Annotated in this window: 26 protein-coding genes; 10 read left to right on the top strand and 16 right to left on the bottom strand. The window is 45.0% G+C overall.

Annotated features, from left to right (window positions below; all coding sequences use genetic code 11):
- Window positions 1-4: 4 nt before the first annotated feature.
- The 4 genes from vscX to sctW are packed head-to-tail and all read right to left on the bottom strand — an operon-like array spanning window position 5 to window position 1,898.
- The gene (vscX, locus tag R7F07_RS17210) at window positions 5-382 is read right to left on the bottom strand and encodes a type III secretion system protein VscX (RefSeq protein WP_064368455.1); all 378 of its coding nucleotides are present in this window, start codon (window positions 380-382) and stop codon (window positions 5-7) included.
- A complete protein-coding gene (sycN, locus tag R7F07_RS17215) occupies window positions 379-753 on the bottom strand; it encodes a type III secretion chaperone SycN (RefSeq protein WP_005388159.1) in 375 nt (124 codons plus the stop codon). Before sycN ends, vscX begins: the two co-directional genes overlap by 4 nt.
- Window positions 740-1,024, bottom strand: a complete 285-nt coding sequence (locus R7F07_RS17220; protein WP_005377239.1) for a TyeA family type III secretion system gatekeeper subunit — start codon at window positions 1,022-1,024, stop codon at window positions 740-742. Before R7F07_RS17220 ends, sycN begins: the two co-directional genes overlap by 14 nt.
- Window positions 1,005-1,898 (bottom strand): type III secretion system gatekeeper subunit SctW, encoded by an 894-nt coding sequence (gene sctW, locus R7F07_RS17225; RefSeq protein WP_064376729.1) that lies wholly within the window; start codon window positions 1,896-1,898, stop codon window positions 1,005-1,007. The genes R7F07_RS17220 and sctW overlap by 20 nt, the downstream gene beginning before the upstream one ends.
- A 185-nt stretch (window positions 1,899-2,083) precedes the next feature.
- On the opposite strand from sctW, the gene vscN reads away from it, so the two are divergent.
- The 10 genes from vscN (at window position 2,084) to R7F07_RS17275 (ending at window position 10,646) form a co-directional block, all read left to right on the top strand.
- Window positions 2,084-3,406, top strand: coding sequence for a SctN family type III secretion system ATPase VscN (gene vscN / locus R7F07_RS17230; protein ID WP_171343277.1), 1,323 nt, complete (start codon window positions 2,084-2,086; stop codon window positions 3,404-3,406).
- Entirely contained in the window at window positions 3,403-3,864 is a 462-nt protein-coding gene (locus R7F07_RS17235) for a type III secretion protein (RefSeq protein ID WP_005377236.1), read from the top strand. Before vscN ends, R7F07_RS17235 begins: the two co-directional genes overlap by 4 nt.
- 9 nt (window positions 3,865-3,873) lie before the next feature.
- Entirely contained in the window at window positions 3,874-5,085 is a 1,212-nt protein-coding gene (locus R7F07_RS17240; protein ID WP_171343276.1) for a type III secretion system needle length determinant, read from the top strand.
- Entirely contained in the window at window positions 5,082-6,050 is a 969-nt protein-coding gene (vscQ, locus tag R7F07_RS17245; RefSeq protein ID WP_017634547.1) for a SctQ family type III secretion system cytoplasmic ring protein VscQ, read from the top strand. Before R7F07_RS17240 ends, vscQ begins: the two co-directional genes overlap by 4 nt.
- Complete coding sequence (gene vscR, locus R7F07_RS17250) at window positions 6,047-6,697, top strand: SctR family type III secretion system export apparatus subunit VscR (protein ID WP_005377232.1); 651 nt, start codon at window positions 6,047-6,049, stop codon at window positions 6,695-6,697. The genes vscQ and vscR overlap by 4 nt, the downstream gene beginning before the upstream one ends.
- Window positions 6,698-6,710: 13 nt before the next feature.
- A complete protein-coding gene (gene vscS / locus R7F07_RS17255; protein ID WP_005377227.1) occupies window positions 6,711-6,977 on the top strand; it encodes a SctS family type III secretion system export apparatus subunit VscS in 267 nt (88 codons plus the stop codon).
- Window positions 6,974-7,759: a type III secretion system export apparatus subunit SctT gene (gene sctT / locus R7F07_RS17260; protein ID WP_158159675.1), complete on the top strand. Its 786-nt coding sequence runs from the start codon at window positions 6,974-6,976 to the stop codon at window positions 7,757-7,759. The genes vscS and sctT overlap by 4 nt, the downstream gene beginning before the upstream one ends.
- Window positions 7,760-7,774: 15 nt before the next feature.
- Window positions 7,775-8,824 (top strand): SctU family type III secretion system export apparatus subunit VscU, encoded by a 1,050-nt coding sequence (gene vscU, locus R7F07_RS17265; protein WP_005387129.1) that lies wholly within the window; start codon window positions 7,775-7,777, stop codon window positions 8,822-8,824.
- 102 nt (window positions 8,825-8,926) lie between these two features.
- A complete protein-coding gene (locus R7F07_RS17270) occupies window positions 8,927-9,637 on the top strand; it encodes a helix-turn-helix domain-containing protein (RefSeq protein WP_021707757.1) in 711 nt (236 codons plus the stop codon).
- A gap of 106 nt (window positions 9,638-9,743) precedes the next feature.
- The gene (locus R7F07_RS17275; protein WP_373417447.1) at window positions 9,744-10,646 is read left to right on the top strand and encodes a DMT family transporter; all 903 of its coding nucleotides are present in this window, start codon (window positions 9,744-9,746) and stop codon (window positions 10,644-10,646) included.
- A gap of 89 nt (window positions 10,647-10,735) precedes the next feature.
- Here the strand turns inward: R7F07_RS17275 and R7F07_RS17280 are convergent, their stop codons facing one another.
- From R7F07_RS17280 to R7F07_RS17335, 12 genes are all read right to left on the bottom strand, one after another.
- The gene (locus R7F07_RS17280; protein ID WP_151514830.1) at window positions 10,736-12,214 is read right to left on the bottom strand and encodes a CesT family type III secretion system chaperone; all 1,479 of its coding nucleotides are present in this window, start codon (window positions 12,212-12,214) and stop codon (window positions 10,736-10,738) included.
- A 9-nt stretch (window positions 12,215-12,223) separates the two neighbouring features.
- Window positions 12,224-12,682 (bottom strand): CesT family type III secretion system chaperone, encoded by a 459-nt coding sequence (locus tag R7F07_RS17285; protein ID WP_005377211.1) that lies wholly within the window; start codon window positions 12,680-12,682, stop codon window positions 12,224-12,226.
- Between the two features lie 230 nt (window positions 12,683-12,912).
- Window positions 12,913-13,890, bottom strand: a complete 978-nt coding sequence (vopR, locus tag R7F07_RS17290; protein ID WP_005377210.1) for a type III secretion system effector VopR — start codon at window positions 13,888-13,890, stop codon at window positions 12,913-12,915.
- A gap of 10 nt (window positions 13,891-13,900) precedes the next feature.
- Window positions 13,901-14,347, bottom strand: coding sequence for a type III secretion system chaperone (locus tag R7F07_RS17295; RefSeq protein WP_021707758.1), 447 nt, complete (start codon window positions 14,345-14,347; stop codon window positions 13,901-13,903).
- A 255-nt stretch (window positions 14,348-14,602) separates the two neighbouring features.
- A complete protein-coding gene (locus R7F07_RS17300) occupies window positions 14,603-15,766 on the bottom strand; it encodes a VopS family T3SS effector adenosine monophosphate-protein transferase (RefSeq protein WP_017821339.1) in 1,164 nt (387 codons plus the stop codon).
- Between the two features lie 3 nt (window positions 15,767-15,769).
- On the bottom strand, window positions 15,770-16,201 hold the full coding sequence (locus R7F07_RS17305; RefSeq protein ID WP_054575038.1) for a type III secretion system chaperone: 432 nt from the start codon (window positions 16,199-16,201) through the stop codon (window positions 15,770-15,772).
- 185 nt (window positions 16,202-16,386) lie between these two features.
- A complete protein-coding gene (locus R7F07_RS17310; RefSeq protein ID WP_005387146.1) occupies window positions 16,387-17,025 on the bottom strand; it encodes an HrpE/YscL family type III secretion apparatus protein in 639 nt (212 codons plus the stop codon).
- Window positions 17,004-17,669, bottom strand: a complete 666-nt coding sequence (gene vscK, locus R7F07_RS17315; RefSeq protein WP_005387147.1) for a SctK family type III secretion system sorting platform protein VscK — start codon at window positions 17,667-17,669, stop codon at window positions 17,004-17,006. Before vscK ends, R7F07_RS17310 begins: the two co-directional genes overlap by 22 nt.
- Complete coding sequence (gene sctJ, locus R7F07_RS17320; protein WP_086012989.1) at window positions 17,662-18,408, bottom strand: type III secretion system inner membrane ring lipoprotein SctJ; 747 nt, start codon at window positions 18,406-18,408, stop codon at window positions 17,662-17,664. The genes vscK and sctJ overlap by 8 nt, the downstream gene beginning before the upstream one ends.
- Complete coding sequence (gene sctI / locus R7F07_RS17325; protein ID WP_005387149.1) at window positions 18,408-18,752, bottom strand: type III secretion system inner rod subunit SctI; 345 nt, start codon at window positions 18,750-18,752, stop codon at window positions 18,408-18,410. Before sctI ends, sctJ begins: the two co-directional genes overlap by 1 nt.
- 8 nt (window positions 18,753-18,760) lie before the next feature.
- Entirely contained in the window at window positions 18,761-19,396 is a 636-nt protein-coding gene (locus R7F07_RS17330) for a YopR family T3SS polymerization control protein (RefSeq protein ID WP_054701663.1), read from the bottom strand.
- Window positions 19,393-19,752 carry a YscG family type III secretion system chaperone gene (locus R7F07_RS17335; RefSeq protein WP_005377200.1) on the bottom strand — a complete coding sequence of 120 codons (360 nt, stop codon included), beginning with the start codon at window positions 19,750-19,752 and terminating at the stop codon, window positions 19,393-19,395. The genes R7F07_RS17330 and R7F07_RS17335 overlap by 4 nt, the downstream gene beginning before the upstream one ends.
- Window positions 19,753-19,754 lie beyond the last annotated feature (2 nt).

Consider the following 19,754-nt stretch of genomic DNA (forward strand, 5'->3'; position numbering starts at 1 on the left):
TTGGTTAGACCTGAATAAGGAGATTGAGCGCCATAGTGAGGTAACGCTGATCAAGTTGTGTACTTTGTAGCGTTTCGGATGCTTTGATAAAAGAAACGGAGCCTGAGTCCTGTGCAAGAACTTGCAGCTGAGCCAACGTTTCATCGAACTGTTGGCGGTACTTTTCTGGACGCAACAACTCTGAGTGCAGCAGCTTGGGCTTAGTTAACGCGATGAGATATTGGTCTGAAGGCCGGAGGTCATAGAGCTTCTCTAAATGTGTAGCGACCGCCTGCCCATCAGGAAGCAATTGAAATCGTTCTGGGAAATCGGCCTTAACTTCACTATGAGTAACATGCGTAAAGGCTTCGATGCCTACGTTTAAAGTGCTGACTCGAGTCATGAGCCTGCCACATCGTTATGCAGACGAGCCAAAAGCGTAAACGCTTGCTCTAAGGTCGGAAGTGTTACTTCTTCTCCTTTTAGCCTTGCTGAAAAAACCAGAGTTTGTTCATCTAACAAGCCGGTTTTAATTTCGAAAGGCCAGCCTTGATCGGCATGACACAAACACAGTGCACTTTGAATCATGTCACTGGTTTGATGCCAAGATAACGCTCGAGACAACATCAAGAATAACTGCTCACCCTGTCGCTCAATATGCAGCGTACCACTTTGCTCAAAATCCAGCTGCACCCGTCCAGCTGATGAGAAATCGACGGCATCGAGCCCCATTCCTCGGCAAAATTCATCGACGGATGCATCAATCCAACTCATCTTCCCACGCTTCCTCTTCTTCTATATCAATGGCTTCGTCTAGCGCCTTTTGTACCGCTTGGATTAAATTCTGTCGTTGTTCTTCATCGGCGAATACGTCAATTGGGATTGCGCGAACTAACTTATGGAACTCTCGAAAAAAATCGATTTTTTGTTCTACCGCCGTCAATTCCATAGCGTTGGCGACTTTCCATATCTCATCACTGCTTACCCATCGCTGCTCTACCAACGCAATCACATCAGCCATCAAATTAGAAACTTGATAAGCCATAATTCGTCCTTTCCGGTTTAAACATTTGGAACAGCTGACTCACACGATCTTGCAACGTATTTAGAGTTTTGAGTTTTTGCATATCGGACATCAACCACTTCAACTTAACCGAATCGATACTGCTACCTTGAACACTAAGATCTGCACTCATGCCTTGCAGCATAAAGTCAACAGCGGTCGATACCTCCTGCTCACCAAAGCGCGCCACTACATCTTGATAAGCCGCGCCGAGCCCTTGATAACTATGAACGGTATCGCGGTAGAAGCCGCGCAGCTGATGCAAAGAGCTAAACTCTTGCTCTTGGCTGTATTCATCAGCAAAATTTGAGACACGGATTTCCGTATCAATTTGAGACCATGTATCTGGGTTTTGCTCGATTCTTAGAAGTGCTTGGTCAATCAGCGCTAGTAGGTGTTTACTTTCTGGACTCGCACTCAAAAACTTTTTAACGGCTTTTAGGGCGAGGTATTGATGGCTTTTCTCCTCGGAAAACCCATTCAAGTAGGCTTGTAATTGCGCGATGGTCGAGATATTTCCTCCCGCCATTTTTGTAGCCAAATCTTTGATCTTTTGATTCTTTTCAAGATCAGGGACTTTTCTTAAATAGTCCGAAACGAGTTCATGTGCTTCATTAACTCGAACACCACTGTCTTTCACTTTGCGCTTGGTCAGATCTTTCTCTGCTTTTTCGGAACCGAGTGAAGTGAGTTCTTCCATCGCATCAAAAAGTGATTGTGTGGCATTGTGAACACGGACGGTTTCACCGCGATAATTGCCTTTTTGTGAAACGTCGGGGCGAGACGATTCCAACCCGTTTTGGATAGACGCATCAAACTTTGGATTTGTTGCGATATGATTGTTGATAATACTCATTCACTTGCACTCCTTCCGCACAATACAGGCGAATTATAGGAAGTGCGCTTTGTTGAAGCTGTCAAAATCAGACGTGTTTTTTTAGTGCACTTTCAGTTTTCTAAAAACTCCCGACTGATATTCACTATAAATTGATTCTTATACTTTCTATCCTCTCAGCATCAATCATTGCGCATATTTTTACCTTGAACGATTTCTCATACATCACTGATATCCAACAATCTGCGATTAAACACACGCGTTTGATCCAAATTCGCGGGCGCGTTACACAAGTCACCGGCACCATTATCAAAGCTGTCGTCCCTGGCGTTCGTGTAGGTGAACTGTGTGAGTTGCGTAATCCCGATCAAACTCTGTCTTTGTTAGCGGAAGTGGTTGGCTTCCAGCAGCATCACGCTTTGCTCACTCCGTTAGGAAATATGTTTGGGATTTCCTCAAATACAGAAGTAAGCCCAATGGGTAAAATGCACGAAGTGGGTGTTGGCGACCACCTGTTAGGTACAACGCTTGACGGGCTTGGACGTCCTTTCGATGGTACGCAAAGTCAGGAACCAAGTGCTTGGTATCCTGTTTATCGCGATGCGCCACCACCAATGCAACGTAAACTGATTGAAAAGCCAATCTCTCTTGGCGTTCGATCCATTGATGGGCTACTGACCTGTGGTGAAGGTCAGCGCATGGGTATTTTTGCAGCGGCTGGCGGGGGTAAAAGTACCCTACTGGCAAAACTGATTCGCTCCGCAGAAGTTGACGTGACCGTTCTCGCCTTAATTGGTGAACGCGGACGCGAAGTGCGCGAGTTTATTGAGCATGACCTAGGCGAAGAAGGAATGGCCAAATCGGTTTTAGTGGTCGCTACCTCTGATCGCCCAGCAATGGAGCGCGCCAAAGCCGCCTTTGTTGCCACTTCTATCGCAGAATATTTTCGTGACCAAGGTAAACGCGTGCTACTGCTGATGGATTCTGTAACGCGTTTCGCCCGCGCACAGAGGGAGATTGGACTAGCCGCAGGCGAGCCACCAACACGACGTGGCTATCCGCCTTCTGTTTTTGCCGCTTTGCCAAAGCTGATGGAACGAGCTGGACAATCAGACAAAGGATCAATTACAGCACTGTACACCGTGTTGGTGGAAGGTGACGACATGACAGAGCCTGTCGCGGATGAAACTCGCTCCATTTTAGATGGGCACATCATTCTCTCGCGTAAACTTGCCGCAATGAACCATTACCCTGCGATTGATGTACTTCGGTCAGCAAGCCGAGTGATGAATCAAATCGTTGAATCCGATCATCAGGCGTCTGCTGCTCATATTCGCGAAATGTTAGCTAAGTATGAAGAAGTTGAACTGCTAATCAAAATTGGCGAATACCAACATGGCGCAGATAGCCGAGCGGATATGGCCATTGCACAAAGTGATGATATATGCGCCTTTTTACGCCAAGGCACGCATGAACCAAGCGATCTTGATGGCGCTATCGCTCAACTTAAAGGGATGGCGAAACAATGATAGAACGCTTATTAGAAATCAAAAAAATTCGCGCTGACCGTGCGGATAAAGCCGTCAAGCGTCAAGAATACCGAGTGTCAAACGCCGCAGCACAGGTTCAAAAGGCCGAACGTTCTGTCGCGGACTATCACGTTTGGCGCCAGGAAGAAGAAGAGCGACGTTTTGCTAAAGCAAAACAACAAACGCTCGTTCTCAAAGAGCTGGAAACATTAAGACAAGAAATCGCGTTGTTAAGAGAGAGAGAAGCCGAACTTAAACAACGTGTGGCCGAGTCAAAAAAAGCGCTTGAAATCGAACGCTCGGCACTTAAAGAAAAGCAAAAAGAGGCGCGACAAGCCCATAAAACCAAAGAAAAATTCGTTCAGTTGCAGCAACAAGAAGTCGCGGAAAAATCGCGAGAAAGGCAATACCAAGAAGAACTCGAACAGGAAGAGTTTCGCACTGTCGACATTATCTAAAGGTTCACTATGCGCATTACCCCAACAACTGAAACATCGAATACGCTGCACAAATCAACGCCGGAACAAGCGCCTCTCGAGAAGGAGGCCGAGCTTCAATCACAATTCGAGCATGCAATGACGAAGAAGCCTAGCGAGGGAAAGGAGTCTATCGTTGGGAATCCCCAAAAAAATCATACTGGCGAAGAAGACATACCGCTAAGGCATAAGACATCTCAAGGTCTAGATAAGAAACTTAACCTATCGAACCAAGAAGCCAACGCTGACAAAAACATCTCCACTTTAAAAGGTCAAAGTGACGTCGTCACTAAGAGAGACATAGAGAAATCGCAAGACGACGCAGCAAATAGCGAAGAAATAATTAGCGAAAACAATAAACTGCTTAAAAATGATGGAAAAAGCGATGGCGACACAGTTCTAAGCTCCCCTTCTACCGAGCGTGTTGATCCTCACTTTCAAGCTCAAGCTCATTTGAAAGATGATAAACCGACGCCGATGGATAAACATACCTCGCCGGATTGTCTCTCTACGCTTGAATCTGGCTTGCTCCCCCAAAGTGCGAAAGCGACAGAGCTCGCTCAAGATGGGATTAACATTGTTGGCTTAACAAAAAAGCAAACTGAAACAGCGCACAATCAACGCGCAACACAGCAACTACAGAATACAGGCAAACGACCAAACCAAACTGGTGGCCTGCCTGAAACCAAGCCTCTTGAAAAAATCGAGACGAAAAGCGCACTAGTCGCCGTTAAAACGGATGAAGAAAAAGTCCCTTCTCAGCCCTTTGCAAGTGCGGTAACACAAGGCGATGTCATCCTAAAAAGTGTTGCTTCGCAGGCTCAACCAAGCCCAACGCGAGACGTAAACCAATTACTCCAGCAATTGGTGGACAAAATCTATGTTGCTCTGCCAACCGCATCGGACAACAAAGAGGTTCGGCTGTTTCTAAGTGAAGGACAATTAAAAGGTGGTGAAATCCACATCAAGTTGGACGCTCAAGGGTATAGCGTGACGATTCGACAAGAGCATGCCCTTACCATTATTAGCCAGCAAGCTAGACAAGATCTTGCTGAACGGCTAAACCGATTCGGTGGTGAGCAGCCACTTCGCTTAGCGATCAGCGAACAAACTCAACAGCTCGATCAACAACAACATGAACAACAACACTCACGCCAACAACGCAGCGTGTATGAAGAATGGCAAGCGGAGAATGACCTATGACGCCGTTAATAATCCCCAAAGTGGATGCAGAAAGTATCGCGCTCAGCAATCAACTTTGTGCAAAACAGTGCCACTTCCAAGGGACTGATGGTCAGAGCGTATCGATTACTGTTGCTCAAATCCCTTCATTTGAAGGGTTCCGTTTAACCACGTTGATTGGAGGGCAAACCCTACAAGTAGACTTTTCTCGTGCGCAGCTCCAACATTGGCTGAAATCGACCTTAAATGCTACTGCGTTTGAGTCCCTGCCTAACTCCCTCCAGTTAGCACTTTTGAGCTCACAGATAGAACCGCATAGTGAGGCAATCAAAGCGCTATTTGGTCAGTTACCCATTCTTAGTCAACTACAGCCGTTAGAGGCGAGCCAGGCCCAAGAGCATACTTTAATGTTAACCCTCAATAAGCCTAACGGCTCTCTTTGTTTGTGGGTTAGCGAAGGATCAGACGTGTTGTTGGATGCGCTACCAAACAGCGCTGCTCTACAAGCTCGACACCTCGCTTTACCTGTGTGGTTAAGTCTTGGAAGGACCCATTTGACGTTAAGCGAATTTAATTCGCTCGAGCTGGGAGATGTCATCTTTTTTGACGATGGTTACATCGCCAAGCAACAAGCCATTTTTCAAGTATCTAACCAGAATCTCTGGCGCTGCCAACTGGATGACCAAACTCTTCACATTATGGAAAAAGAAACCAATATGAATGACGTAAACACTTCAGAAATGTTAACCGACCACCAGCAACTGCCTGTGGAACTCACGTTTGATATCGGCCATCAAACCATCACGCTAGAGCAGCTTAACCAGCTTCAGCCAGGGTACGTATTCGAGCTAAACCAGCCTGTATCTAAACCGGTAACATTGCGTGCCAACGGCAAAATCATTGGTGAGTGTGAACTGGTTAATGTTAACGAACATTTAGGTGTGCGCGTACTGGAGCTGTTCGGTGGCACGCAGGAGCCAGCATGATCCAGTTACCCGACGAGCTCAATCTCATTGTCAGCTTAGCACTGCTGGCACTGATCCCATTTATCGCCATGATGGCGACGTCGTTTGTGAAACTGGCCGTTGTATTCTCACTGCTGCGTAACGCTCTCGGTGTACAGCAAATTCCGCCGAATATGGCGCTTTACGGATTGGCCATCATTCTGTCAATTTTCATCATGGCTCCCGTCGGGTTTGAAACCTACGACTACGTAAAGCAGCATGATATCTCCCTTGAAGATTCTGCAAGTGTAGAAGGCCTCATTGAAAGCGGTTTACAGCCTTATCGAGAATTTTTGAAAAAGCATATTCGGGAAACCGAAGCCATATTCTTCACTGATGCTGCACGCACATTGTGGCCACAGAAGTACGTAGACCGTTTAGAGTCGGACAGTTTATTGCTCTTACTGCCCGCATTTACCGTCAGCGAACTTACTCGCGCTTTTGAAATTGGCTTTCTGTTGTACTTACCGTTCATCGCTATTGACCTAATTGTGTCGAATATCCTACTCGCAATGGGGATGATGATGGTATCGCCAATGACGATTTCCCTCCCCTTCAAATTGTTGCTTTTTGTCTTGCTTGACGGCTGGACAAAGCTCACCCACGGCTTAGTGTTGAGTTACGGTTAATCACGGAGAAAGTATGCATTCTGCTGAAATCATTCATTTCACGACTCAAGCATTAACCCTAGTGTTGTACTTGTCATTACCGCCGATTTTAGTCGCAGCATTGGTTGGTACATTGGTGTCGCTTATTCAGGCGTTAACTCAGGTCCAAGAACAAACGTTAGGCTTTGTGGTCAAGCTTATCGCGGTCATTATTACACTGTTCGTCACAACGCAATGGCTAGGGGCAGAGCTCCACGCCTTCGCCTCGCTTGCTATGGATAAAATTCCTCAAATACGATGAGTTATCACGACTTACACCAGGTTTTATTTTTGTACAGTCTGACGTTACCTCGGGTAATGGCATGCTTCATCTTTTTGCCTATTTTGAGCAAGCAAATGCTAGGCGGCACCATGGTGAGAAATGGTGTGCTTTGCTCACTCGCGCTGTTTATATTTCCGATGATTAATCAGCAAAGCTTGCCCGCAGAAACCGACGGCATTTGGCTGATAGTGATTTTGGGTAAGGAGGTATTAATTGGGCTATTGATAGGGTTTGTTGCTGCTATCCCCTTTTGGGCGATAGAAGCGGCCGGTTTTCTGGTCGACAACCAACGTGGTGCTGCCATGGCAAGTATGTTTAACCCAACGCTAGGCTCACAATCCACACCAACAGCCGTGTTGCTGACCCAAACGTTGATTACCCTGTTCTTCTCTGGCGGGGGCTTTGTCACTTTTATCTATGCGTTATTCAAAAGCTATACATCTTGGCCGATCGTGGACTTTTTCCCAACCGTTAGCGACGCATGGGTTAGCTTCTTCTACGCGCAATTTGAACAGCTTATGTGGCTTGGTGTGTTGATGTCCGCTCCACTAGTGTTGGCAATGTTTCTTGCTGAGTTTGGTCTGGCGCTTATCAGTCGTTTTGCACCGCAATTGAATGTTTTTTTCCTTGCCATGCCAATAAAAAGTGCCATCGCGAGTGTTTTACTGATCGTGTATCTCGGAATAATGATGGATCACTTTGAAGTACAGTTTTACGGCATTACCCGATTCGCAGAACAACTCAATACCATTTGGCAATAACGCTTAGGATTCTTTATGAGTGCAGAAAAAACTGAGCAACCCACCGCAAAAAAGTTACGCGATGCTCGACAGAAAGGTCAGGTTGCCAAAAGCCAAGAAATCGTATCGTCTGCATTAATTTTGGCGCTCATAATTGTACTGTTTGCGTTCGCCGATTATTACATGTCGCACATCTCAGCGCTTATTCTCCTACCAAGTAAGCTTGCTTATCAGGGTTTCCAAGATGCGCTAGTCGATGTCGCTATCGCCATCGCAAAAGAAATTGCCTATCTACTCGCTCCGATTATTCTGGTTGCTGCACTCGTCGCCATCTTTTCCAATATGGGGCAGTTCGGGTTCCTATTTAGTGGTGAATCCGTTAAACCCGACATCAAAAAGATCAATCCCGTCGAAGGTGCCAAACGCATTTTTTCCCTCAAGAGTGTGATTGAGTTTATCAAGTCGATCCTTAAAGTCTCTCTTCTTTCCTGCATTATCTGGGTGACATTACGCGGTAACATCAACGCTTTAATGCAAATTCCAACTTGTGGGCTAGAATGTGTCCCGACCATTACTGGCGTCATGATTAAACAATTAATGATTATCTCTTCGGTAGGCTTCATCGTCATCGCTGCCGCAGATTTTGCGTACCAGAAGTTTGATCACACGAAAAAGCTCAAAATGAGCAAGGACGAAGTGAAGCGCGAATACAAAGAGATGGAAGGCAGTCCAGAAATAAAAAGCAAACGTCGTCAGTTACACCAAGAGCTACAAGCCTCTAATCAACGTGAAAACGTTAAACGTTCTAATGTATTAGTTACAAACCCAACACATATCGCGGTTGGCCTTTATTACAAGAAAGGCGAAACGCCCCTGCCCGTCATCACTTTGATGGAAACCGATGCGGTAGCCAAACGTATGGTCGCAATCGCTAAAGAGGAAGGCGTGCCTGTGATGCAAAAAGTCCCTCTTGCTCGTGCACTATACGCCGACGGTAACGTCGACCAGTACATCCCAAGCGATCTTATTGAGGCAACTGCGGAAGTGCTTCGTTGGTTGGCTTCGTTAGAGTCCGAGGCGGACTAACAAACCACATCCCATTCAAGATCTGGGCTTACAACTGCCCAGCTTTCAACCTCGATACTTTCAACGCTATAATGCGGTATCCTTTAACTGTATGTTGTTTTTATGAAATCTAGCTTAAGCATTCGCTCCTACACGAAACGTATGAGCCGACATACTCATAGTGATTATCATCAACTGGTGCTTCCTCTCCAGGGCAACATACATATTGATATGGATAGCTATGTCGGAAAGGTGGCGGTTGGCGACTGCATAGTCATCCCCAAAAGTTGTGCTCACGGGTTTAATGCCGAAGAGTCATCACGCTTTATTGTTGCGGATATGACCACTTTGCCCACTCATTTGATGGATAATAGTGTGGCTGTGTTTTCGATTAGCCCGCCTCTACTGAGCTTTATCCAGTTTGTCGAAAAGCAACTTGAGTATCAGGTTAATGATGAAATTGAAAACTCAATGGTTGCAACCTTCTATCTGTTGCTGGAGCAGCAAAAGCGGTCTCGCTCCGTGGATTTGCGTATTCGAGATGTACAGGTTGTGATCGCGGAGCAGCTTGATCAGCCACTCACCATTGCCTCATTAGCGAATGCCGCTTGCTTGAGTCCGACGCAGTTTAAAAAGCTTTTTAAAGAGCAGCTAAAAGTGAGCGTCCATAAGTACATTACACTACAACGTATGGAAAAAGCCAAAGCACTACTGACTCATACAGACCTTCCAGTTCAGTTGATAGCTGAACGAGTTGGTTATAGTGACCTTTCCGCGTTTAGTCGACGGTTTTCAATGCATTTTGGTATGTCTCCTAGAGAGTTTTCCCGATAGTCACTAAAATAGTCTTCTGGAACAAGTATTCCGTCTTTTCAGCACAAAAATCTCTATCGCTTTCTTTTATTCTTTCTACCCTAAAACAGCCATTCACTAGGTAGAAATTACAGTGTTAAAAAAACATTTCACCGACTATCAATTAGGAACTTTATCCATACTTTTTGCTTCAACCCTGTGGGGAACGACGGGCACCGCTGCCAGCTTGGCACCGGATGTCAGTGCTCTCGCCATTGGCGCATTTTCTATGGGTATTGGTGGGTTTATGCAAGCATGTCTATCTGCGAAGTCACTGAAGAGAGATTTTCGAAAAGTCGTACATAAGAAGAAAACGTTACTGATTAGTATTATCGCCTTAGCCACCTACCCACTGGCTTTTTATTCATCAATGCGATTCGCTGGTGTGGCTATTGGTACGGTTATTTCTATCTCCACTGCTCCTTTCTTTTCTGCTTTGTTAGAGTGTCTCTTTAGCCGAAATCAGACCATAACCAAGCGCTGGATGATGAGTTTCGCAATCGGGGTCATTGGCATTACCTTGTTGCTGGCTTCTGAGTCATCCGCAAATAGCTTATTTGATCAGGATATGAAGCATTGGGGTGTATTACTTGGCCTATTGGCAGGTTTGACGTACGCCATTTACTCATGGGGAGTAAAGGCTATGATTGACCACGGCATTGAATCGCAAACGGCCATGGGAAGTGTTTTTGGTATTGGTGGAGTTTTGCTTCTACCAACACTTTTCATCACGGGTGATAATCTATTTGCATCGTCAACTAATACGGCGGTCATGCTCTACATGGCCTTGATTCCAATGGGGTTAGGTTACGTCGCTTTTGGGTTTGGGCTACGGTTTGTTACAGCCAGTGGAGCTAGCATACTCACGCTATTTGAACCTGTTATCGCAGCAGCACTAGCAGTTGCGATTGTTGGGGAAGAAATTTCTTTCATTGGTTGGGTTGGTATAACGTTGACACTTGTGTGTTTGTTTCTTCAGTCGAAAAGTTAAATTAAACCGATATTAGCCAGCCCCAAAAAGGAACGCTGACGGTAGATAAAGTAAGGAGCAGCACCTACTCCCTACTTTACCATTTGAAATTACACCCAGCCTTCTGCCAAGTACATCAATCGCAATTGACTTGGTGAGCCTAGTTTTTCTAGCGCATCTAATTGGACGTCACTCAGGTTTGGGCATTTATCAAGATAAACTCGTCCGTTTGCTGCATCTAGGGGGAGCTTGTAGGTTAGCTTTTCGTTTATTTTACTTGCTTCCCCTTTATCAATCGCTCGAACAGCTGGCATGAGCCAATCCCAATCTTCTCCTAACAGTTTTTTAAACGCCCCGTTAGCAATAGACTCGGTTTTACTTGGTGCATCCTCTGGGCTTAGCTTCAAGATAGAATCTACGTCAGGAACCAAGTGCTCACTTGGCTCTGAACCCAACATCTTTTTCAGTGTTAATCGAGCGGCTTCCATCTCTTGTGCCTCTTTAGGCGCTTGAGGAGAAGTCATTGCAGTATCCTCCTTAGGGCCAAGGTACGCCATTAATGCGCGGACAGAAGCCGGATCTTGCATACTGAAGGTAAAGTCTCCTTTTGCATTGGAAACTTCAAGTCTAGGTAAAACACCAGACATTTCGCCTTGCATAAGTTGCTCTTTTACTTCCGTATTTAACCCGTATGCCCCAGCTTGGTTCGCCACAAAGCCACCGCCGCTCATGATAGCAGTCGTTGCCGCAGAACCGATTGCCTCTTTTGCTATCGGTGTGACGCCCACCGTTGCTACAGAGCTAACACCGAACGTGCCCAGGCTCCCCGTCGCCATACCTAACGTAGCTCCAATGCCACCTTCAGCCGACAGTATCGCATGACCTTGAGCCAAGGTTTGCTGCATCGGCATAGAAAGACGTTGATCTCGCCCTGGCAGCTGTGAAATTTGTTCTAACTGATGATGGTAAGCCTCAGCATCACCATTTACGGCCGCTTTGTGCAGCTCTCGACCTGTAGAAATCAATAAGCCAACACCAGGTAATGCCAAGTTAATAACGGCGTTCACACCAGAACCTTTTAGCTTTTCTTTGCCCATCTGTAACAGTTCAGCAGCGAAGCCATCCATTTTTCCTGGATACTGGGCTTCTAAACTCACCTGCATACGCGGATCTTTGCTGATCGCATCAAACGTATTTTTAAGCTGCTGGTACGCATCGCTGCTCACTTTTATTTCATCCAATAGGCTGACAACTTCTAAGATTTTACGCTCAGTAAGTGGCTCACCGCGATAGCCTGAAGGACTCACTAGGGAGTATGCCAACAGCGCAACCTCAGGTTTTTCTTGCTTAAGTAGCGCCTGCTTTAAATCAAGGTGAGTTTTGATGTTTTCTTGGAAAAACTTAGTGTATTTGCTTCTCAATACGCCTTCGTGAATAGAAGCAAACTTATGACCTTTGTGGAATGTGGAAGGTTCTTTTACTTCACCTCTTTTACTGATCACTCGATCATCTTTTTGCGCAGCAACTGCACGAAACTGTTCTAGATCAGGTACTGGGCTTTGGCTGATTTTTTGTGTTGTATTAACCATTTTTCTCTCCTACACACGAAGTGATTGAACATGAGCTTGTTCATGATTAGAGGTGGTTGGAATCGCTTGATCCAACATTGCGAAACGCGCTTGCCACAGCTCGGCCTGTTCAATAACTTCGTGAAACCAAGCGGTAAGGTTCGTCGTATTTAGATGCTCAACGGGTTTACGTCCTGCTAAGACAAGCTGTCGACCGTTTGGAGCCAAAGCAAGTGCGAGGTTGCCACTACCAATTCCTTGATAGTTAGCATGAGCAAGAAGCTCTAAACCTTTTAGTCGTTGTTCACCGGATTTTTCTAACCCTCCGAACGTTACAGACAACATCAAATCATCCGTATCTGTCGCGATGAAATACAACATGTAGCGATCATCGACCAGTAGCTGACAACGTTCATTTTCTTCAAAATTCAGTTCGGGCAACTCATTGAGTTGGCAAAACTCCAAGAGCAGTTGTTGAATCGTGTTCATAACTTTTTCCTTTTGTTTCAATAACTCTATTGAACAACGATTGCAGATTGAACGATGTCGGTAATGGCTTTATTTTTGTCACTTTTTCGCCTTCATTGTGAGGTTTTCCGCAGAAATCTCGCTCTAAAATCGAGTTGCCAGAGTAATAAAAAAGAGCAGCTCAGAGCTGCTCTTTCAATAAAGGTTAGATGCTTAGCATGGTGTATTTGCTCACTTCTTTTGCAGAGTGACTAACCCAGTTTATGGCTATCAAAAATGACTTCTGTTGGCGGGAACATATTCGAAACAGGTGGTCGTTGTGCATCTCCAAACATTGGTGCACCGAATGCAGATGTCGCCCACGGGTCAACAATTTTCACATCCTTACTCCACGTTGATGGATCTTTTATGTCGCTCCCCTCTTGTCGACCAACCAGTACATAAAGGTGTGTACCTGAATGACCCTTTTTAAACGCAACCACTTCTACTTTGGGTTCACTTTCAGGTGTTCCTGACATGCCTTGAATCATCTCAGCGGCGGCAGCAAAGGCAAATGTAGTACAGCAGCCAGCTTTCGCGGTTTGTACTGCCTTAGCAATGTTCTGTAGAGTGCTTAATTGCGGTGCGGTTCCTCTTTGTGCTGCAGCTTGAACTCCGTTTGCGGACATCGTCGCTCTGTGATCTTGCATGATTCGCGCTTGATCCGCGTGAAGCTCTTTTAGTCGTGGCTTTCCTTTTGTTTCATAAAACTGTGACCCCTTAACACCGAACGTATTTAAGTCCGTACAGGCAAAATCACCAAGCTTTTGAAGGTTGGCTTTATGTTCGTTGATAAGCGCGACACTCGATGAGGCTTTATTGGTTTTGGAAGAAGAGGCTGCCGTTTGTGAAGTGGGCCAATTTGAGCTAGGACCAGACGACAATCTCTCAAGATTTTTCAGGCTCCCAAGCGTTAACTTGTTTTCACCGTTCAACACATTTTTCAGCATCAGCTTCGCAACATCTTTAGGAATACCCTGCTTAGTAAGCAGGTTCACTACAATATCTTTCGCTTTATTCTGGTGGCTAATACGCGCGCTGATACTTTTATTTTTTGGTGCGCCCTCTTTAACAAAAATATCTTTACCGTTGTGTGCTCGAACCTCTTTGTCGTCAGCTTGATTTTGTGTCGCCAAATGTGACGTTAACTGACTCAACGAGTGCATTTGCGATGTATTAATATTGACCATGTGTGATGCCTTAAACTTGAATAAATGCGTGTACGTCTGTTTGGCTAAAATCTACAACCGTGTTGTTTTGAAATAACTGTCCCCAAGTATCAACTAATTCGTTCAACTGAATGATTAAGTTAGCAATGTTGGTGAGTTCACTTCCAGCCGCGATAGCAACTTGAAGAACAACGTCTTTGCGTGTTGGATTCACACAAAACTGCACACCACCTGTTTCTCGATACAAGAAGTTGTATTCAAGTAAAACTTGAAGTTTATCTAGCGTAATATCATCTTGTTCTATAAGCAGGTTTTTGGAAATCAATAACTCGCCTTTTTCCTCTACGAGCAGAACATCGACACTGTTGTTTTCAGCAAAATGCAGTGACCACATTTGATTGTCATACGCTGTCACGCGCTCAAGGTTCAGCACTTCTCCTAGCTCAGAGAGAAGCATATTAATCTTTCCTGTATCCATGTTGTGTCCTGTCTAATTTATTATAACTAAGTGACATCGATATATTTATTGCAGCGAAGCCACTTGGGTATAACGGCTCATTTAAATAAGCGAATAAGGATAAAAGAGATTTTATGGCGAGATAGAAACCGACACTTTATTTCAACGTCTCATTTTTATTGCTATTAGCCGTTTTATTGAGAAGAAAAATTAAGGTTAAGCTGGAAAATAAAAGAGCGGCAATCGCCGCTCCAAAAATTAAATAGAAGTAAAAAATCACTTAATACCGTGAAGGCTATTTTCTGCATCCATAGCTAAAGGATTGAACGAGTCGTTACGAAGTTCTGCTATCGCGTATAGCATGCGACCCATGCGACCATTTCCATCGGTAAAGCCATGGTACCCGATAACTCCGGCGAACAAATGCTTACCTAAGTCTTTATCTTCTACAGGGTTCTCTTTCAAAAAGCCTTCAATGTGCTGCTTTAACATGCCCTCACCGCCAATACTTGAAGGCAAAGTGCCACCCGAAATATTTGGCCCTCGGTAATCACGCTCAACATTAGGCACCAATCGAGCGTGTAGCTCTTTTAGGTTTTCCATATTCAATAAATCTTTACCATTAGACGCGTATTCTTTCAGTAAAGACGTAATATTTTCGGCATCGTTTCCTTTAGAGTTAGAAGCATTAATGATCCACGCCGCAGCTCTTTCAACATTATTGGTTACGCCACTTTTGTTAAACGCGTCCTCTGCCAGTCCTTCAGCGTATACACCTTGGCTTAGATCGGTGCTTGCTAGACCTTCGATATGACGTTGCGCCGATTTAAGATGCATCACCTCCATATCAAACACCGCTTGCATTTGATTAATGCTACCTGCCGGGTTTTTCTGCGCTGCAGATACACCACCGCCGTAGTCTTTTACTACACGTCCAGCAAGCAACTTCGCTGCACTTTCGCCAATCAGTGATGTGAGGTTTTTACCAGAATCGGTTTCTAACATTGCCTCTGTCATCGCTCGCTCAGCTAACTGGTTTAGCTCAGCAGAGTTCGACTGAACTGATTTACTGTCTAACTTCGCAAAGGCATTTAAGACATCTGATGCGGTTTTTATGCTTCCATCTTTGAAGAACATTTGTCCATGCTCAACAGAAGAAGCAGCTTGTAAACGCTGAGCTTGTCCTTGCTCATTATCAAATACGGCTTTTGTAAGGGCTTTCGCTACCGATTGTGGGCTACCTTCGCGAAACAGTTTTCCTGTCGCTTCAAAAAATCGCGCTACCGCACCATTCGTAGGATTGGCGCGAGTAAATTCTTGGGTCGCTGCGTTGATTTGGTATTCTTTGCCACCAATACTCAGCTTACCTTCGTTAAGTATCTCGTTACGAGCTTGCGGCATGGCGACCTGCAACGCGCTAACACTTCCAAAACTGATCATGCTTTAAACCCTTAATGTGGAAAAATGAGTGGTATTCGTTTCCGGTACTTCGATTGTTTTATTGGTTACTTCTTGTGTATTCGCACTTTTTAACCACTCGATGAAATTCGCAAATGACTCATCGAAAAAAGATGCAGTTAGCAGTTGCTGAGGCAGGTGTATGAAACCGATATATCCGGTCTCTTCCTCCCAGCATACCGCTGGAGAGCCTTGCGTTAAGGCACCTTTCATATGTTGATGCAAAATATCAGCACTCGGTTTATCACCTGAAATTAGCCCGATAAGCGTCACACGATCTTCTTGTGCACGAATTGTGATTGCTGTGTTTTGCTCAACGAGTAGATGGCAACAATCATCCTCATCAAAAACCAACGGCTCCAATTGGCAGCGGCTGGCAAAATCTGTCAGTAAAGAAGTTATAAATCCATTAGCCATTCGACTAAATAATCCTATTTTTGTTGTTTTAGAGGCGCTGCTTGGTTGCAACACTTATCAACTAAGCAGCTTTCTTAGGTGTATTCTTAAGGATTTATGGCAGTGAATATTTTAGAAATGGTCGGATTTTTTTTGTTTAAAGGCATTAAAATGAAAAAACTCAGCAAGTGCTGAGTTTTTGAGGTTTATTCATGAATCGTAATTTTACGCTCGCTGAGCTGCTTCACCATGGCTTGCTTTAATGCATGCAGCTGTCCATCAATACTGGCGTCGATGATCCCAACTTCTGTTTCCAAAATGCAGCCTCCATTTTTCAAGCGCGCATCTGCTACCACGTCAACGTAACCGACTTCAGGGAAATCACTTAATACACCAGCCACCTTTTCTCTCACCTCAACAACCTGCTCTGGGTGGACATGTAAAATGACCTGCTTTTGGTTACTCACCAGTTGCAACGCTTCTCGAACTACACTCACCGTGGTATCGACATCATCGAAGGTATCGATGATCTTACGTACTGCTTCTAACACCACACCTGTCATTTTTTCTTCGACTTGCTGATAGTAGTCATTACAACGTGCTAAGGTTTCAACCATCGTTTGCGCATTTTCAATCTTGGCTTGTGCAAGGCCATCTTGATAACCACGTTGTTTTTCGGTTTCGTAGGCTTGTTGGGCATTAGCAATGATGCTTTCAGCTTTGGAGTTCGCGGCTTCAACTAAGTGTTGCGAATCCAGATAACTGGCATAATCTTTCGCTTTCAGCACCTTTAAGCCAGGTGCTAGCTGCAAATTGTCTGTTTTTATTTCAACAAATGAAACCATTGAGGAATAACCTGTTTTGCGATTTTTTTTGTGAGTCGATACGCCAGATCTCGTTGATCCGCTTCCAACCAGTTAGCTGTTTCTGCGTTTTCGCTAAGTTGCTTTTCTAATTTGAATTGCCAACGAAGAACAACATCTTCCGGTGAGTTAATCAAAATAAACCTCATCCAAAAATATCCCAGCGCCCTCATACTTGCTTCAACAGACCTTTCATCCAATAGTTCTGGTAACGAACGCTGCCAGCCTTGCGGCCAGCTGGATAACAGCATAGGCCCGTTTTGAATTAAGAACCGAGCGCCTTCCAAACCAAAAACGTTGTTCAGAACCTGTTTCGGGCGTTTTAAAACAACGCCTCGCATTGCCACACAATGTAAAGCTCCGCCCACCATCAATACGAGTTGGTTCAACGCATCCGCTGGGAGCAACGCCAAGCTATGGCAAGGTTTGTTAAAAGCCGTCTCAGGAACGGGAGATAACGCCCACTCATTTATGCACCATTGGTTAAACATGGGGTTATCTCTCCAGCCTTCGATATTTAGTAACCAAGGCTGCTTTTGCTCTATCCAACTTCTATGGATGTACTGGCAAGGCGCATAGTTAAACTGGTGTTGTACCTGCGCGAGTGGTGTTTCTGGTTTAACCACGCTTCGTGTTCCTACGACACCATGTAAAAGTAGCGATATTCGAGCCGATGAGTGCCGCTACCAAGAACACCAAAATGGCGATAAGATTATTCGCCGTCTCTTTGGTGACCTGAACCGACAAAATGCTTTTAAATTGATTGTTTTGAGTAGCAACTCGAACCTCTGATGAGGGTACCATCACTACGCTGATTCGATCGTAGTTCAGCCCCTCAATGCTATTGTTCACTAATAATTTGATCTGCGGAACATATGAATCAAGCGCAATATCTGCTGCGTGTTTAATAAATACGGAGGCAGAAGCTGGAGTTGGACGCTCTCCTGGACGCAGATCTTGATCTTCCAAAACAACATGAACACGTGCCACTAGCACGCCATCAATCTGAGATAAGGTTGAGGAGAGCTCTTGAGATTTCGCGTATACCAAACGTGCTCGTTCTGCTAATGGTGACGAGATCAAATCGTCTTTGGGAAACACTTCTTTCAGTGTGGAAAACTGCTCTCTTGGATAACCTTTTCGCTTTAGCGCATCTACCGCGAAGGCGATTTGAGAACTGTCTACCATTAACTTGACGGTGTTGTCTTTGTCAGGTTCTTTTGTTGCAACGACACCTTCGGATAGTAAGATCGACAACATCTCATTACCCTCTTTCTGAGTAACGTTGGTGTATAACTCGGTCTGACAACCTACCAGAAACAACGTGAGCATGATGAAAACTGCTCTCATTTTATTCATCATCACTATTGTGCCTTCAATAAGGTTTCTACGTTTTGTGTGGTTTTACCCACGGTTTTCGCGATCAGCTCTTCTTGAAAAGTAATGCGTGTCAGCGCCCACTGCATTTGCAGTAATTGCGCCGGATCATCACCCACCATCTTCATGTTGTCTTGCAGGTTACTTTTCGCGTTATCGATAGTGTTTTTCAACTCGCTGATGTTTTCTAGCAAACCTCCCTCCAGGCCATTACTTGCCTCGGGAACCGACATGGCTTGCTCAAAACGTTCGCTTAAACCGTCTTCGACTTGCGCATCCTGTAACTTATCAATGTTGGTTTGCATCACCTCGGTGTACTGCGTGTTTATCATATGTACTCCTAAGATAAATCTAACTTGTGACTGTGAGTCATGATGTTTTTCACCATCGCATTTTTTTGGATCATGAAGCTAAGTTCATCACGAACCATGTCCAGTGTTGATGCCATATCAGGTAACGACTTCAACTCTGCCCAGCAATGCCATAAGGCTTGTTCTTTCTGGGCACCCAGTGGAAAATGCTGCGCTAGCATTGCTTTTAGTGCTGTTTTATCAGCAGGTGGTTCGGCAATAAGCTGTCCCGAAAAATTCCCTAGTAACTCCTGCTTCAACACCTTTAACAAATCAGATTGTGGCTGCTCGTTGCCTTTTGCACTCTTCGCCTCATGAAAGGCGTACCACATTGCCTCTCGTTTAACTTGAGGGTCGGAGAACACTTCATTTAACGATGATAAGACACTTTGTTTACTGACAACCTCTGCGTCTTTTAATGATTCGTACCACGCTTTAATCTCCGCCAGTTTGGCTTCTGTTTTCTCTAGCGTCTCTTTTGGAGAAACATGTGAAACTTGCTCTTGCTTGTTACTTCGCTCCATGAGTGCTTTCATCTTGTCTTCATCGCTCCGCTCATAATGGCGCGACTCCGACTGACGCAAAGATTGGTGTTGAAGACTTAGGTTACTTGAATCAATGATCATCCAAGATTCCTAATGTCCTGAGAAAAGCTCGCAGCAAATGCTTGGCTTTCTTCGCTTCCTTGTGACGCAAGTTCTACCCAGCTTTCCGCTTTGCTCAGTAAACCGGCTTTGGCAGAAGCAAGAGCCGCTAAGCTGATCAGATCTGGATAGGCGTTACAAAGTGGTTCGAGTAATTGATGAGCCTCTTCATACAAGCCTTTATTCATGAGGCTCATTGCACGAATCATCGCAACGGTCTCTTCAGAACCTGAGCTTGCTTCAAGGCCATCTGCAATGGTGTTGGCTTCTTGATGACGATGCATACCTGTTGCCATCAGCGCGATTTCAGCCAGCAGTTGGCGCGTTTCTCGTTCCATGC

The sequence above is a fragment of the Vibrio sp. YT-16 genome (genome assembly GCF_033337405.1).
In the GTDB taxonomy this organism is placed as follows: Bacteria; Pseudomonadota; Gammaproteobacteria; order Enterobacterales; family Vibrionaceae; genus Vibrio; species Vibrio alginolyticus.